Genomic DNA, 15338 nt, shown 5'->3' on the forward strand with positions numbered 1-15338 from the left:
TTGATCGCGGTCAGCGTCTACGTTGCCGGGTATGGGGCTGTTCGGCGAGGAGTATCAGGCGGATCCGCATCCGGCGCTGGCGGAGCTGCGGCGGGACGGGCCGGTGCACCGGGTGGTGACGCCGGGCGGGGTGGCGTTCTGGATGGTGACCCGGTGGGCCGAGGCACGGCAGGTGCTCGCCGACCCGGCACTGTCGAAACGGCAGCCCGTGGACGGCTTGCCGCCGGAGCTGCAGGCCGCGATGGCGACGCAGATGTTGCTGCGGGATCCGCCGGACCACACCCGGCTGCGGCGGCTGGTGACGGCGGCGTTCACGGCCCGGCGGATCGAGGCGCTGCGGCCGCGGGTGGAGGAGATCACCGACCGGCTGGTCGACGGCCTGGAATCCCCGGGCGACCTGATCGAGGCGCTGGCGTTCCCGCTGCCGTTCGAGGTGATCTGCGAGTTGCTCGGGGTCCCCGGCGATGAACGGGGGGCGTTCCGGGGCTGGTCCAACACGATCATTCTCGGTCAGTTCGGGACTGCGGAATTCACCGAGGCGATCGGGGACCTCGTCGGGTACCTGCGCGGGCTGTTCGATCGCAAGCGTGCGCGGCCGACCGACGACCTGCTCGGTGCGCTGGTCTCGGCAGAAGGGGACCGGCTCTCCTCCGACGAACTCGTCTCCATGACGATCCTGCTGCTGATCGCCGGACACGAGACGACGGTCAACCTGATCGGGAACGCGGTCTACCTGCTGTGCCGCCACCCGGACCAGAAGAAACGGCTGCTGGACGACCCGGGGCTGGTGCCGGCGGCGATCGAGGAGACGTTGCGGCTGGCGAGCCCGTCGGCGACCACGACGTACCGGGTGACGACCCGGCCGCTGACCCTCGGCGAGGTGACGATCCCGGTGGGGGAGCAGGTGCTGGTGTCGCTGCTCGCGGTCAACCGGGACGCGCAGCGGTTCACCGCCCCGGACGTGTTCGATGTGGACCGGGTGGACGGCGGCCACCTGGCGTTCGGCCACGGCATCCACTTCTGTCTGGGCGCGCCGCTGGCCCGCATGGAGGCCCAGATCGCGCTCGGCCGCCTGCTGTCCCGCCACCCGGACGTCCACCTCACGGTGCCCTGGCAGGACCTACGCTGGCGCTCAGGCTTGCTGATGCACGGCCTCACCGCCCTGCCGATCACCGTCGCGGCCACATGAGCTGGTGTTCGTCGCCGCGCCGTGAGCAGGTGTTCGTTGCGGCGCCATGAGCTGGTGTTCGTTGCGGCATCATGAGCGGGTGTTTCGTCTGGAGCGGGGTGCGACCGGGTTCCGGCATGCCCGCGAGCCGGAGCTCCCGGCCACGGACGTCCGCCGGTTCCGGGCCGCGTGCCACACGGCTCGACACTCCGCTCAACCAGGCTGACACGTCGGCCCTGACCCCGGCGGAATGGCAGCACATTCGCCACTGGCGGGGCGGTGGGCGTCCGCGTGCTGGTGCTGAGGGTTGTCTTGGTGAGTGGGAGGCAGCCCTGAGCGCCAGCTCGTGGTGGTCGGTTGGTGCTGAGGGGTGTCTCGCGGAGCTTGAGACACCCCTCAGCACCAGCCGGGGTGGGGAGGCGCGGCGCGGTCTGGGGTGGGCGCGGTCCGGCGCGGCTGGTCAGTGGGAGGTGAAGGCGGCGTCGAAGGCGGCCGTGGGGGCGTCGAAGAGGTTCTTGCGGACGAACTCCAGGGCCGACGGGGCGCCGACCAGGCGGTCCATGCCGGCGTCCTCCCATTCCACCGAGATCGGGCCGGTGTAGCCGATCGTGTTGAGGGCGCGGAAGCACCGCTCCCACGGCACGTCACCGTGGCCGGTGGAGACGAAGTCCCAGCCCCGGCGCAGATCGGCCCAGGCCAGGTGCGAGCCCAGCCGGCCGTTGCGGCCGTTGCCGACCGCGAGCTTCACGTCCTTGCAGTCGACGTGGTAGATCCGGTCGGCGAACTCCAGGATGAAGTCGGCCGGGTCCAGGTCCTGCCAGATGAAGTGGGACGGGTCCCAGTTCAGGCCGAAGGCGGGGCGGTGGCCGATGGCGTCCAGGGCGCGCCGGGTGGTCCAGTAGTCGTAGGCGATCTCGCTGGGGTGGACCTCGTGGGCGAAGCGGACGCCGACCTCGTCGAACACGTCCAGGATCGGGTTCCAGCGGTCAGCGAAGTCCTGGTAGCCGGCGTCGACGGCCTCCTGGGAGACCGGCGGGAACATCGCGACGTACTTCCAGATGGACGAGCCGGTGAAGCCGACGACGGTGTCGACACCCAGGTTCGCCGCGGTCCGGGCGGTGTCCATCAGCGCGGCGGCGGCCCGCCGGCGGACGCCTTCCGGGTCGCCGTCGCCCCACACCGCGGGGGACAGGATGCCCTGGTGCCGCTGGTCGATCGGGTCGTCGCAGACCGCCTGGCCGGTCAGGTGGTTGGAGATGGCGAAGACCTTCAGGCCGTACTTGTCCAGGATCTGGCGACGGCCGGCGATGTAGTCGGCGTCGGTGGCGCCCAGGGCGACGTCCAGGTGGTCGCCCCAGCAGGCGATCTCCAGGCCGTCGTAGCCCCAGCCCGAGGCGAGCTCGCAGACCTCCTCGAACGGCAGGTCCGCCCACTGTCCGGTGAAGAGAGTGATCGGCCGGGTCATACTCGCTCCTCAACAGGATCGACGATGGCGGACTCGACGGTGACCCAGGACGACGTCTCGGCGGACCGGGACACCGCGTCCAGGACCAGCTGCACCTGCAGCGCGTCGGCGAACGACGGCGTCGGGTCCACTCCCGCCGCGATCGCCCGGACCAGGTCGTGGGCCTGGTGGGTGAACGTGTGCTCGTACCCGATGGTGTGCCCGGGCGGCCACCACGCCGCCATGTACGGATGCGACGGCTCGGTCACCAGGATCCGGGTGAAGCCCTGCTCCTCGACCGGCCGGTCCAGGTCGTAGAACTGCAGCTCGTTCATCCGCTCGACGTCGAACACCAGCGTGCCGAGCGAACCGTTGATCTCCACGCGCAGCCCGTTCTTGCGGCCGGTCGCGAACCGGGTCGCCTCGTAGGTGGCCACCACCTGATCACCGAGCCGGGCCAGGAAGAGCACGGCGTCGTCCACAGTGACCTCACCGCGCTCGACCACGCCGCCCGCGGAAAGAGCGGACAGTCCGGCCGACGCGGACGGCAGCGGCCGGGACCTGACGAACGTCTCGGCGAGCGCGCTCACCTCGGTGACCAGCCGGCCGGTGACGAACTGGGTCAGGTCGACGATGTGCGCGCCGATGTCACCCAGTGCCCCCGAGCCGGCCACCTCCTTCCGCAACCGCCAGACCAGCGGGAACTCCGGGTCGACGATCCAGTCCTGCAGGTAGCACGCGCGGACGTGACGGATGGTGCCGAGCCGTCCGGCCGCGATCAGGTCCCGCATCAACGTGACCGCCGGCACGCGGCGGTAGTTGAAGCCGCACATCGCTCGTACCCCTGATGTTTTTGCCGCCTCGGCGGCCGCGACCATCCTGCGGGCCTCGTCCACCGAATTGGCCAGGGGTTTCTCGCAGAGCACGTGTTTGCCCGCGCTCAGCGCGGCGATCGCGATGTCGGCGTGCGTGTCACCCGGCGAGCAGATGTCGATCAGATCGACGTCGTCCCGGGTGAGCAGCGTACGCCAGTCGGTGGTGTGGTCGGACCAGCCGAACCGGCGGGCCGCGGCCGCGACCGCCGGAGCGGAGCGGCCGCTGACCACCTGCATCTGAACCGGCGACGGCAGGTCGTAGACGTGATTCACGGTGCGCCACGCCTGTGAGTGCGCGGCGCCCATGAACGCGTATCCGACCATGCCGACCCGTAGCGGTTGCGCCATGAAACCCCCTAGAAGCCGAGCTTGCCGTACTTGGCGGCGTTCTCCTTGGTGATCGTCTCGGAGGCGAGCGTGATCTCCTTGGGCACCTGCAGCTCCACCAGGTCGGACATGCCCTTGCCCTGCCCGATCAGCCGGGCCAGGCTGATCGCCGAGGAGGCCATCGACGGGCTGTAGGTGACCGTCGCCTTGAGCACCGAATCGTCTTTGCTGATGGCGTCGATCGCCGCTTTGGACCCGGCGCCACCGACCATGAAGAACTCGCTGCGGTTGGCCTGCTTGATCGCGGCCAGCACGCCGATGCCCTGGTCGTCGTCGTGGTTCCAGAGCGCGTCCATCTTGGGCAGGGCCTGCAGCAGCGACGTCGCGGCGGCCTGCCCGGAGTCGGCGGTGAACTCGGCCGGCCGCCGGTTGGCGACCTTGTAGCCGAACACGGCCAGGGCGGCGTTGAAGCCGGCGCTGCGTTCCTGGGTGAGCTCCAGCGAGTCGATGCCGGGGATCTCGCCGATGATCGCGTTGCTGACGCCCTTGGACTTGAGCTGCCCGCCGATGTACTGCCCGGCGGCCAGGCCCATGCCGTAGTTGTCACCCTTGATCTGCAGCCGGTAGGCGGCCGCGGACGGGAACGCCCGGTCCAGGTTGACCACCGGGATGCCGGCCCGCATGGCTTCCAGGCCGGACGCGTTCAGCTCCTTGCCGTCGTGCGGGAGCAGCACGATCACCGTGGGTTTCTGGGCGATCAGGGTGGCCAGGGCCGAGCGTTGCGCCGCGGCGTCCGCGCCGGCCGCGACCGAGCGCAGTTCCACGTCGGAATACGCGGCGGCCTGTGCCTTGGCGTTGTTGGTGATCGCGGCGATCCAGCCGTGGTCGGCGGCCGGAGCGGAGAAGCCGATGATCACCTTGCTGCCGGCCGCGGCGTTCGCGTTGTCGCTGGTATCCGTCTTGACCTGGGCGTCGGTGCCCGGATCGTTGCTGGTGCACGCGCTGAGGGCGACGCCTGCGGTGACTGCCGCGCCACCGAAGAGGGCCCGCCTACGGGTTATCACGGTCATTTCTCCTCCTGAGGAGGTTGGTGAGAGAGCGATAGCGGAACTGCTGCAGGAGCACGGCGGCCACGATGATGCCGCCCTTGACCATGTTCTGAACCTCGCTGGCGAGGTTGTTGATGGCGAACAGATTGGTGATGGTGGAGAACACCAGCACCCCGAAGAGGGCGCCGACGATGGTGCCGCGGCCGCCGGAGAGCAGCGTGCCGCCGATGATCGCCGCGGCGATCGCGTCGAGTTCGTAGAGGTTGGCCATCGCCGCCTGGGCGCTGGTGGCCTGCGAGGTCAGCATGATCGCGGCGATCCCGCAGCACAGGCCGGAGAGCATGTAGAGCAGCAGGGTGTGCCGTTTGACGTTGATCCCGGCGAGCCGGGCCGCCTCCGGGTTGCCGCCGACCGCGACCGTGCGCCGGCCGAACGTGGTCCGGTTCAGCAGCACCCAGCCGGCCACCACGACCGCCGCCAGGATCCAGACCAGCGTCGGGATGCCGAGCACCTTGGTGCTGGCGATGCTGTTGATCGTGTCGTTCGCCGAGACCTGCGTCTGTTTCCCGGAGATCTGCGCGGCCAGACCGCGGGCCGCGACCAGCATCGCGAGGGTCGCGATGAAAGGAACCAATTTCCCGTACGCGATGAGCACGCCGTTCACGAGTCCCACGGCGATGCCGACCACCAACGCCGTGAAGATCATCCCGACCGCGCCGTAGCTCTGCGTGGCCAGGGTGGTGGACCAGACCCCGGCGAGCGCGATGATCGCCCCGACCGACAGGTCGATGCCCCCACCGATGATCACAAAGGTCATCCCGACCGTGACCACGCCGATCGCGGACGCCTGCTGCAGGATCACGAAGATGTTGTTCTTGACCCAGGCCGGGTCGGAGTAGAGCTCGGGTTTGGTGACGATCCCGACGATCACCAGGATGACCAGTACTCCGACCAGGCCGAGGTTGCGTAGGACGTTCTCGTCGAATCGATGCGGCTTGGCAAGCGCCGTTCCGGCGGTCACGCGGCCTCTCCCTCCATCAGCGACCCCGCCATCACGAGGTCGAGCACGGCGTCCTCGTCGAGCTCACCGGCCGGCGCCTCGCGGATCACGCGGCCCTCCCGCATGACCAGCACCCGGTCGGACAGGCCGAGCACCTCGGGCACCTCGCTGGAGACCAGCAGCACGCCGACACCGCCGGCGGCCAGGTCGTGGATCACCCGGTAGAGCTCGGCCCGGGCACCGACGTCGACGCCACGGGTCGGTTCGTCGAGCAGCAGCAAGCGGGTGTGCCCGAGCAGCCAGCGGCCGACCACCACCTTCTGCTGGTTGCCGCCGGAGAGCGTGCGGACCGGGCGCTCCACGTCACGCGGGCGCAGGTCCAGCTGCTCGGCGGTGCGCCGGGCGGCGGCCCGTTCGTCGCGGGCTCCGGTGAACCCGACCGTGGCGAAACCGGTGAACGACGCCAGGGTCATGTTCTTGAAGACCGGTTCGTCGAGCAGCAGGGCCTGGCTCTTGCGCTCCTCGGGGGCCATGCCCATGCCCCGGGCCACGGCCGTGCCGACGCTGGTGATCCGGCGGCCGTCCAGGGTGACCGTCCCGGTGTCCGCGCGGCGCCCGCCGTAGATCGTCTCGAGCAGTTCGGAGCGCCCCGAGCCGACCAGCCCGGCGATGCCGACGATCTCACCGGGCCGGACGGTGAGGCTGACCCCGGCGAACTCACCGGCCCGGCTGAGCCCGTCGACGACGAGCAGCGGTTCGGTGTCCGGGTCGGCGCCGGCACGCGGCGGGAAGTCGTACTCAAAAGGTCTTCCGGTCATCTTGCCGACCAACTCCCTGGTCGGAGTGTCGGCCGGAAGCCCGGCGGCGGTGGTCCGGCCGTCCTTGAGGACGGTGACCCGGTCGCCGATCTCGCGGATCTCGGCGAGCCGGTGCGAGATGTAGACGACCGCGATGCCGTTGCCGGTCAGCTCCCGGATGATCCGGAACAGGTTGCCGACCTCGTCGTGGGCCAGGACGGCGCTCGGCTCGTCCATCACGATCAGGCGGGCGTCGTGGGAGAGCGCCCGGGCCATGCTGACGATCTGCTTGCCGGCGGCCGGCAGGTCCTTGATCAGCCGGCCCGGCGGGATCTCCGGGTGGCCCAGGCTCGCCATGATCGTGCGGGTGGCGGCCGCGGCGGTGCGGCGCCGGGTGAAGCCGGCCCGGCTCGGCTCGTGGCCCAGGAAGACGTTCTCGGCGACGGACAGGTCGTCGACCAGGTCGAGCTCCTGATAGATGGTGGCGATGCCGGCCCGCATGGCGGCCTGCGGCGAGGCCGGTGCGAACGGCTCACCCTGCCAGAGCAGCGTGCCGGAGTCGGCGCGGTGCACCCCGGCGAGCACCTTGATCAGGGTGGACTTGCCGGCGCCGTTCTGACCCAGCAGGCAGTGCACCTCACCCGCGCGGACCTCCAGGTGCACGCCGTCGAGCGCGCGGACGCCGGGGAACGTCTTCACCACGTCGGTGAGTTCCAGGACGGTGCTCATGGCACCTGCTCGAACGCCGCGTCGCTGGCCAGCACAGCCGCGCCGGTCACGCCGGCCCGGCCGCTCAGCTCGGAGAGCACCACCGGGAGGTTGCCGGTGGCCAGCGGCAGCGAGCGCCGGTAGACCACGCTGCGGATCTCGGCGAGCAACACGTGGCCGAGCTGCGCCAACCCGCCCCCGATCACGATCATCGACGGGTTGGCGAAGCTCACCAGGGCGGCCAGGACACCCCCGAGCCGGCGACCGCCCTCGCGGATCAACCTGATGCAGACCACGTCACCTTCGGCCGCACCGTCCGCGACGTCCTTGGCGGTGAGCACCCGCGACCGGCCCAGCCGCTCGGCCAGGGCGGGGGAGGCGCCGGACCGGGCCGCCGCGAGGGCGTCCCGGGCCAGCGCGGCCCCGCTGAACACCGCCTCCAGGCAGCCGGTGTTGCCGCACGAGCAGACCGGGCCGTTCGCGTCGACCTGGATGTGGCCGATGTCGCCGGCGCACCCGTCCACCCCGCGGTAGACGTCGCCGGACAGGTGGATGCCGCAACCGATCCCGGTGCCGATCTTCACGAACAGGAAGTCGTCGACCGAGCGGGCCACCCCGCCGTGCCGTTCGCCGACCGCCATGATGTTGACGTCGTTGTCCACCACGACCGGGCAGCCGTGCTCGCGGGCCAGCAACTCGCGGACCGGATAGCGGTCCCAGCCGGGCATTATCGGCGGCGACACCGGCACCCCGTCGCGGAAGCTGACCGGGCCCGGCACCCCGATCCCGACGCCGTCGAGCCGGTCGTGAGCTCCTTCGACGCGGGCCTTGGCGAGCAGTTCGCTGACCCGGTGCAGGATCGCTTTCGGTCCCTTGCGGATGTCCGCGGCCTCCCGGTACGCCGCGATCGTCTCCATCCGCCCGTTGACCACCTCGACGTCGATCGAGTCGGCGCCTAGGTCGACGGCGGCGAACCGCAGTCGCGGGTGCAGCTCGACCAGGGTGGACCGGCGCCCACCGCGGGAGGCGGCCATCCCGGCCTCGGCGATGAAGCCGGCCTTGACCAGCCGGCCGACCTCACTGGTCAATCTCGGACGGGTCAGCCCGAGCCGGTCGCCCAGCTCGGCCCGGGAGACCGGCCCGTCATCCCGGAGCGCGCGCAGAATCGGTAACACGACGGACACCTCACCTTTCGCGGTGTGTTCGCCGTCACGTTAGGACGCTTCTGTTGCCCGGGTCCAGACCTTTGTACGAAGTAGACAGAACTTTTGTCGCTCCGTGCAAAAGTTACCGCGCTCGATTCACGCGCACTCGAGGTCGGTCCGGTAGTCGCGGGGGACGTGACCGCCGGCCACCTCGTCGGCGATCTGCCAGAAACCCTGTGCCCAGGCGCCCTCGCCGGCCATCCACTTCAGGATCTGCCAGTCGTGGCTGGAGCCCATCGCGTCGGTGGCCTTCTCGGCGGCGGCGTCGTCGTCCGTGTTCTTCGCGCGCTGCAGCTCGGCGATCCAGGCGCAGCCGACCTGGCCGATCACCCGGGCGCCGAAGTGGTACTTGGAGTTGGTGCCGATGCCGTCCAGCGAGCCGACGTCGAAGCCGGGCGGCACCGGCACGTCGGCGAGGATCTCCCGGGCCGACGACTCGATCCGGTCCGGGGTGACGATCGCGGCGGGCATGGCGGCCAGCCAGGTCTTCGCGTCCACCTGCTTGATCTTCGGCAGCAGCGCGTCGAACGTCGCCTTGGTCCACGGGCCCTGGCTGACCCGCAGCTCGACGAAGATGCCGTCGCGCGGCCGCAGCATGATCGCGTAGTCCTTGTCCTCGGTGTACGTGAAGATGTTGCCCTGCCAGTCACCGGCCTTGCCGAGCGCCGGCTTGCTGACGTGCAGCCGGTCGGCGTAGTAGCTCTGGTACGCGGACGCCGGGTACCAGGTCATGTCGAGGACCAGGTCACCCTTGGCCCAGAAGATGTCACCACTGTGGTCGGCGAAGCCGGAGACGTCGGTGGGCGCCCAGCCGGGCTCGTCGATCAGCAGCCGCGGGCTGGACTCGGTGGCCTGCAGGGTCAGCCCCGACTTGCTCGCCGACACGGCCGGTCCACCGGCTTTGTAGTCGGTATCGGTCTGCATACGGCTCACCGCGCCCAGGCCGATCACGCCGACCAGGGCGGCGGCGGCACCGATCGGGACGAGATAGCGGCGCTTCTGGGAAAGCGGAACGGGCATGGACATGATCTCCTCCAGGAGCTCGTGCTCGGCCCCGCGGAGATCGATCAGGTCGGGACGGTACGGGTCGGCGTCGCGAACCAGGCGGTCCAGGCGGTCGTCGTTCATCGGCCCTCCTTCGGGGTCGGTACGGTCAGGACGCTGAAGACATGTCCGGGTGGGCCGAGATCGTCACCGACGAGTTCCCGCAGCCGGGAGCGGGCCCGGGACAGCCGGGTACGCACCGCCGCCGCGTTCACCCCGAGCACCTCGGCGATCTCGCGCGGCTCCAGCCCCTCCCACACGGTCAGGGTCAGCACCTCACGATCCAGCTCGCCGAGCCGGGCCAGCGCGTCGTGCACGGCGAGACGCTCCGGGACCTCGTTCGCCGGGTCGGGGACCACCGAGCTGAGCCGCCGGCGCAGCCGCTCGCCGAGGTGCTGCCGGCGTATGCCGCCGCGATGGTGGTTGGCCAGCACGCGGCGGGCCACGCCGTACAGCCAGAGGCGGGTCTCCGGGCCGGTCGGCATCTCGTGGCGGCGGCGCCAGGCGATCAGGAACGTCTCGGCCACCACGTCGGCCGCGTCCGCGGGCTGCTCGACCCGGCGCAGGGCGTAGCCGAGCAGGGGCTGGAAGTCGGCGGCGTACGTCTGCCGGAAATGGTCGTCGGGGCTCACGGTCACCTCATGTCCGGATGCGCACCCATCGTGACAGGCCCGGCCGAGGGAAGTGTGAGGATGAAATCGGAGCCACGGACCCGGGCCGGACGGTAGTGCACGTCGCCGCCGTTGGCCCGGGCCAGCTCGCGGACGATGTACAGGCCCAGGCCGGTGCCGGCGACCTTGCCGGCGGTGGTGGCGGCCCGGGCGAACCTGTCGAAGAGCCGGTCCCGGAAGTCCGGCGGGACACCCGGCCCGCGATCGGAGACCTCGACGACGACCTGGCCGGGGCCGGCGCCGTGCGCGACGATCGCGGTGACCCCGCCGCCGTACTTGACCGCGTTGCTGATCAGGTTGGTGAGGATCTGGTCGAGGTGGCCGGGTTGCGCGGCCGCGGTCAGGTCAGGGGGGCAGGAGACCGCGACCTCGGTCGCAGCGGTGGCGCCCAGCGCCGCCTCGATGTGTTCGGCGATCCGGACCGGGCTCGGCGACGCGGTGAGCCGGCCGGCGTCGATGCTGACCATGGCGAGCACCTCGTCCACGATGCCGGTCAGCCGCCGGGTGGTGCGATGCACCCGGACCATCAGCTCCGCGGCGGAGGCCGGCAGCGGATCACCGGTGAGCACCAGGTCGAGGTAACCGAGGATGCTGCCCAGCGGGTTGTTGATCTCGTGGCCGAGCATGCCGATCAGGTCGGCCTTCAGCTGGTTCGCGGCTTCCAGCTGCCGGTTGCGGTCGGCCAGCTCGGCGGTGCGGGCCCGTACCTCGTTCTCCAGCGAGTCGTAGAGCAGGGCGTTGTCCAGCGAGACGGCCAGCTGCCCGGCGATCAGCTCGACGCTCGCCAGGCGGCCGGTGGAGAACACTCCGCGCTGCCGGTGGTTGGCCAGCACCAGCACGGCGGCCTCAGCGTTGTGACAGACCACCGGGATCACCAGCAGAGCACAAACAGCAAGACCTTTCAGGTACGGATCATGTGCGAACCGGTCGTCCTCGGTCGCGTCGGTGACCAGCAGGGGCTGGTGGGTGCGCTGCACGTACCGGACCGCGGAGAGCGGCAGGCCGGTGCCGGCCGAGCCGGTGACCGCCGTGGTGTGCCAGTCCGGTTCGTCGCGGTGGCGCAGGCCCAGGCGTACGTCGGTGGCGCCGGTCATCGCGCTCAGCACGTCACCGACCTGCGCGGTGAGCCCGGCCAGCGTGGTCTGCGAGCTCAGAGCCCGCGAGGCGCGCAGGATCGCCATCAGGTCCAGGTGATCGGCTCCGCCGCCAGGGCCGCTGCTCACCGTCGTACGCAAAAAGGGGTGTTGGGTCTCCAGACGTGCCACCGGTCCGTCGGCGCCCCACGCCCGGTACGCGTCGCAGGCCTCCGACAACAGCCGCTCACCGGTGTGGATCAGCCCCAGCTCGAGGTGGAAGCGGGCGGCCCGCTCGGCCAGCAGCGCGTGATGCCACGGCCGGCCGGTGACCGTGTGCAGCCCCTCGTCGAAGCACCGGGTCGCGGTCGTGGTGTCACCCCGCGCGCGGGCGATCTCGGCGTCCACGAGCAGCAGCAGCGGCCGGAAGTTGTGCGGAGCGTCGGCGGCCCGTCGGGCCAGCCAGTCCCGGGCGTCGCCGAGCTCCGGCGCGGACTCCGGGGACGACGTGCCGGCCAGGCTCAGGCAGCGGGTCACCCGGGCCAGCGCCGAGACGTAGAACCCGCGGATCGCCCCGCTGTGCGCCATCGCCGCGGCCGAGTGCGTGTCCAACGCCGCCGGGTCGTCGCCGAGCAGCGCGGCCAGTGCCCGCGTCTGGTGGTAGGTGGCCAGCGCCGGCGGATACCCGGCGACCTCGTCCAGGTAGGCCGCCTCGTCGAAGTCCGCGCCGGCGAACGAGCCGGGCGCGCCGGTCCGCCCGCGCAGCACCCGGATCAGTTGCTGGTGTCCGTGAGCGATCAGCCGGGCGTAGCGGTTGCCGGTCCGTTCGGCGAAAGCCAGCGCCGCGGTGGTCTCCTCGGCGCACGTCTCCAGCGAGTCCTCGGTCTCCAGCAGCAGGGCCAGCAGCCGGACCGCCTGCAGCCCGGCGACCTGCACGTCCCCGGCGGCCAGCAGATCGTCGCGGGTCTGCTGCGCCGCGTCGGTGATCTCCTCGAGCGGCTCCAGCCAGTGCGCAGCCAGCATCAGGTGCATGTACGCGGTGAGCGCGGTACCGGCCTGGTACCCGTGGGCGCGCCCGACCTCGAGGGCGTGCCGGGTCAGCAGGTACCCGCTGCGGTAGTCGTCGAGCAGCCCGATGGTCACGCAGATCGCCACGCCCATCGTGCTGACCAGCGGCGCGCACACGCCGTGCCGCTGCCACAGGGTGTGCGCCCGCAGGACCAGCCAGGCGTGCCGCACCGGGTCGATCAGGAAGGCCGGCGCCAGCATCCGGTTCAGGATCCCGCCGACCGCCACGATCTCCGGGTCGTCCGTCTCCACGTCGGGGTAGGCCGGTCCCGCGCTGACCACCCAGTCGCGCAGGCGGGCGGCCGCGCGCTGGTTGTCCGCCTCCAGGTCGGCGGGCGGCTCGACACCGAAGCGCCGCAGGGCGTCGAGACCGAGAGCGATCGCGGCGCGGCACTCGCCCCGCTGGGTCAGGCTGTTTATCTGTACGGCGGTGGCACCGGCCAGCGTGATCGGACCGGGTGCGCGGGCGGCGAGTTCGCGGTAGATCCGGTCGGCCTCGAGGTGCCGGCCCAGGCAGTAGAGCGCGGCGTGCCGGTCCACCGCCACCGCGTCCCGGGCGGTCAGGTCGGCCGGTCCGGTCATCGGGGCCAGGATCCGGTCGGCGGCCGACAGCAGCTCCTCGGCGACCGGATAGTTGGTCATCTGCGCGGTGCGGCGCCCGGCCCGGTGCAGCAGGGCGGCCGCGGTCCGGCGCTCCTCGTCCGAGCCGATCAGCCCGGCGACCGCGAGGTACTGCTCGGCGGCCTCCTGCTCATAGTCGCCGTGCGCGGCCAGCCGGCGGGCCATGTCCAGTTGCAGCCGGTCCAGCTCGGCGTGCGGCAACCCGTCCCGGGCGGCCTGCAGCACCAGGTCGTGGCGGAACCTGATCGCACCGGCCACGGTGATCAACCCGTCCGCGACGGCCGGGGCGAGACGGGTGGCCACGGTGTCCGCGGGGGTGCCGGTGGCGGACGCCAGCAGCTCCGGGCGGGTGTCCGCGCCGAGACAGGTCAGCGCGGCGAGCAGCCGCCGGGCGGCCGCGGGCTGCTGCTCCAGGCGGGCGGCGAGCAGTTGCGGCAGCCGGTGCCGGGCGACGAACGTCCGTACGTCGGCCGGGTCCCAGCACCACCCGTCCTCGGTCGCCGTCAGCAGGTTGTCCGCGCGCAGCGCATTGATCAGTTCCACGGTCGCGTACGGGTTGCCGCCGGCGGCCGGCCCGATCAGGTCGGCGAGCCGGCCCACCGGCTCCGGCGCGAGACGCAGCACGGTCCCGGCCAGCTCGGTCAGGCCGGGACGATCCAATCCGGTCAGCCGGACCGGCGGGCCGGCCACGCCGTCGCGCTGCCAGCGGGCCAGCAGCGGGGCCAGCGGATGATCCGGCCCGACCTGTTCGTCCCGGTACGTGGCCACCAGCAGCAGCCCGGCGACCGGACCGGTGGCCAGCATCCCGTCCAGCAGCCGCAGCGACGAGCTGCTCGCCCACTGCAGATCGTCGATCAGGACGACCAGGTGGCGGCGGGACACCACGGCGCGCAGCAGCGCGGCGACCGTGACGCTGAGCCGGGCCGGCGCGGTCAGCGGGTCACCCGGGCCGGCTGTCGACGCGATGCCGAGGAACGTCGCCAGCTCGGGGATCACGCCGGCGATCACCGGGGCGTTCGGGCCGAGCGCGGCGAGCAGGCGCTTACGGTCGCCGGCCGCCTGCTGCTCCGGCTCGGCGAGCAGCAGGCGGGCCAGGGAGCGGAGCAGTCTTGCGATGCCGCCGCTGTTCGTACCGGTCCGGAACTGATCGTATTTTCCGGCGACGAACCACCCGCCCCGGTCGGTGATCGGCGCCCGCAGGGTCTGCACCAGGGCGCTCTTGCCGATCCCGGGCGGGCCGCTGACCAGCACGGCCGGTGCGCCGGTGGCCATCGCGCGGTCCAGGGCGCTGGCCAGGGTACGGATCTCCGGATCCCGGCCGACCAGGGTGGCCGGTGGCGCCAGGAACGCCGGGAAGTCGCGTTCGGCCAGCTCCCAGGTGCCGTCCGGGTCGGCGGTCGCGCGCGCCAGGTCGTGCGCGAGGCCCTCGGCGCTCTGGTAGCGCCGGTCCGGGTCCTTCTCCAGCAGCCGCATCACCACGGCGGCGAGCCGGGGCGGGAGATCCGGGGCCGGCGGGGTGTCGACGAGCGTGGCGCGGACCAGTTCCAGCTGGTCGGCACCGGTGAACGGCGCCGCGCCGGTGGCCAGGGTGTAGAGGGTGGCGCCGAGTCCGTAGAGGTCGGCACGGCGGTCGGTGGGCAGGCCGGTGCGGCCGGTCTGCTCCGGCGCCAGGTAACCGAGGGTGCCGACCGGGCCGTGCTCCGGCTCAGGCTCCGGTGTGCCTGCCTCTTCCGGCTTCGTGCTTTCTTCCGGCTTCGTGCTTTCTTTTGGCTTCGGGGCGCCGGGCAGGGCCAGGTCGAAATCGATCAGCAGTGGGGGAGCGTCCGGGGTCAGCAGGATGTTGGCCGGGGTGATGTCGCGGTGCAGCACCCCGGCACGGTGCACCCCGGCGAGCGTGGTGGCCAGGGCGTGCGCGGTGCGGACCAGATCGGCCGGTGGCATCGGCCCGCCCGGTGGCGGTGCGCCGCCGTCGTCCTCGAGGACCACGCTGTGCCGGAGCTGGTGCGCCGCGAGACGCGGAACGCCGGGCAGCCCGGCGAGTCGCTCCAGGACGGCCCGTTCGTGCTCGACGCGGCGGGTGGCGCCGGGACCGGTGGCGCGCTTGGTGATCAGACTGGGGCCGCCGGGTGGGGTGCGGCGGGTGACCTGCGTCCGGTCACTCTGGTACAACAGCTCCTCACCCACATACCGGATGATGCTACTTCTAGCACAATTTTTCTCTCATTTGACGTAGCAATAAACAAAAGGTCGGACCGGGCTTGTCAAAAGGTCGCCATGGAACAGGTCGA

General features: G+C 71.4%; 10 protein-coding genes. 1 reads left to right on the top strand and 9 read right to left on the bottom strand.

The genetic code is table 11. The features are described from left to right. Positions 1 to 31 precede the first annotated feature (31 nt). Complete coding sequence (locus ADL15_RS08040) at positions 32 to 1189, top strand: cytochrome P450 family protein (RefSeq protein WP_067686411.1); 1158 nt, start codon at positions 32 to 34, stop codon at positions 1187 to 1189. A gap of 439 nt (positions 1190 to 1628) precedes the next feature. Here the strand turns inward: ADL15_RS08040 and ADL15_RS08045 are convergent, their stop codons facing one another. The 9 genes from ADL15_RS08045 to ADL15_RS08085 form a co-directional block, all read right to left on the bottom strand. Continuing rightward, positions 1629 to 2633, bottom strand: a complete 1005-nt coding sequence (locus tag ADL15_RS08045) for a sugar phosphate isomerase/epimerase family protein (protein WP_067686413.1) — start codon at positions 2631 to 2633, stop codon at positions 1629 to 1631. Beyond that, positions 2630 to 3835, bottom strand: a complete 1206-nt coding sequence (locus ADL15_RS08050; protein WP_067686415.1) for a Gfo/Idh/MocA family protein — start codon at positions 3833 to 3835, stop codon at positions 2630 to 2632. The genes ADL15_RS08045 and ADL15_RS08050 overlap by 4 nt, the downstream gene beginning before the upstream one ends. A gap of 8 nt (positions 3836 to 3843) precedes the next feature. Beyond that, positions 3844 to 4884, bottom strand: coding sequence for a substrate-binding domain-containing protein (locus tag ADL15_RS08055; protein WP_067686416.1), 1041 nt, complete (start codon positions 4882 to 4884; stop codon positions 3844 to 3846). Then, positions 4865 to 5884 carry an ABC transporter permease gene (locus ADL15_RS08060; protein ID WP_067686419.1) on the bottom strand — a complete coding sequence of 340 codons (1020 nt, stop codon included), beginning with the start codon at positions 5882 to 5884 and terminating at the stop codon, positions 4865 to 4867. The genes ADL15_RS08055 and ADL15_RS08060 overlap by 20 nt, the downstream gene beginning before the upstream one ends. Further along, the gene (locus tag ADL15_RS08065) at positions 5881 to 7389 is read right to left on the bottom strand and encodes a sugar ABC transporter ATP-binding protein (protein ID WP_067686421.1); all 1509 of its coding nucleotides are present in this window, start codon (positions 7387 to 7389) and stop codon (positions 5881 to 5883) included. Before ADL15_RS08065 ends, ADL15_RS08060 begins: the two co-directional genes overlap by 4 nt. After that, complete coding sequence (locus ADL15_RS08070) at positions 7386 to 8543, bottom strand: ROK family transcriptional regulator (protein ID WP_232343955.1); 1158 nt, start codon at positions 8541 to 8543, stop codon at positions 7386 to 7388. Before ADL15_RS08070 ends, ADL15_RS08065 begins: the two co-directional genes overlap by 4 nt. A gap of 126 nt (positions 8544 to 8669) precedes the next feature. Beyond that, a complete protein-coding gene (locus tag ADL15_RS08075; RefSeq protein WP_067686425.1) occupies positions 8670 to 9701 on the bottom strand; it encodes a hypothetical protein in 1032 nt (343 codons plus the stop codon). Continuing rightward, entirely contained in the window at positions 9698 to 10249 is a 552-nt protein-coding gene (locus tag ADL15_RS08080; protein WP_067686717.1) for an RNA polymerase sigma factor, read from the bottom strand. The genes ADL15_RS08075 and ADL15_RS08080 overlap by 4 nt, the downstream gene beginning before the upstream one ends. A gap of 2 nt (positions 10250 to 10251) precedes the next feature. Then, positions 10252 to 15234: a sensor histidine kinase gene (locus tag ADL15_RS08085; protein WP_067686431.1), complete on the bottom strand. Its 4983-nt coding sequence runs from the start codon at positions 15232 to 15234 to the stop codon at positions 10252 to 10254. Positions 15235 to 15338: the final 104 nt, after the last annotated feature.

Source organism: Actinoplanes awajinensis subsp. mycoplanecinus, assembly GCF_001509495.1.
Classification (GTDB): domain Bacteria; phylum Actinomycetota; class Actinomycetes; order Mycobacteriales; family Micromonosporaceae; genus Actinoplanes; species Actinoplanes palleronii.

Bases quoted from the DNA above. Each gene is read 5' to 3' on its own strand.
- ADL15_RS08045 (WP_067686413.1), bottom strand. From the start codon at position 2,633: ATGACCCGGCCGATCACTCTCTTCACCGGACAGTGGGCGGACCTGCCG.
- ADL15_RS08065 (WP_067686421.1), bottom strand. From the start codon at position 7,389: ATGAGCACCGTCCTGGAACTCACCGACGTGGTGAAGACGTTCCCCGGC.
- ADL15_RS08050 (WP_067686415.1), bottom strand. From the start codon at position 3,835: ATGGCGCAACCGCTACGGGTCGGCATGGTCGGATACGCGTTCATGGGC.
- ADL15_RS08055 (WP_067686416.1), bottom strand. From the start codon at position 4,884: ATGACCGTGATAACCCGTAGGCGGGCCCTCTTCGGTGGCGCGGCAGTC.
- ADL15_RS08075 (WP_067686425.1), bottom strand. From the start codon at position 9,701: ATGAACGACGACCGCCTGGACCGCCTGGTTCGCGACGCCGACCCGTAC.
- ADL15_RS08040 (WP_067686411.1), top strand. From the start codon at position 32: ATGGGGCTGTTCGGCGAGGAGTATCAGGCGGATCCGCATCCGGCGCTG.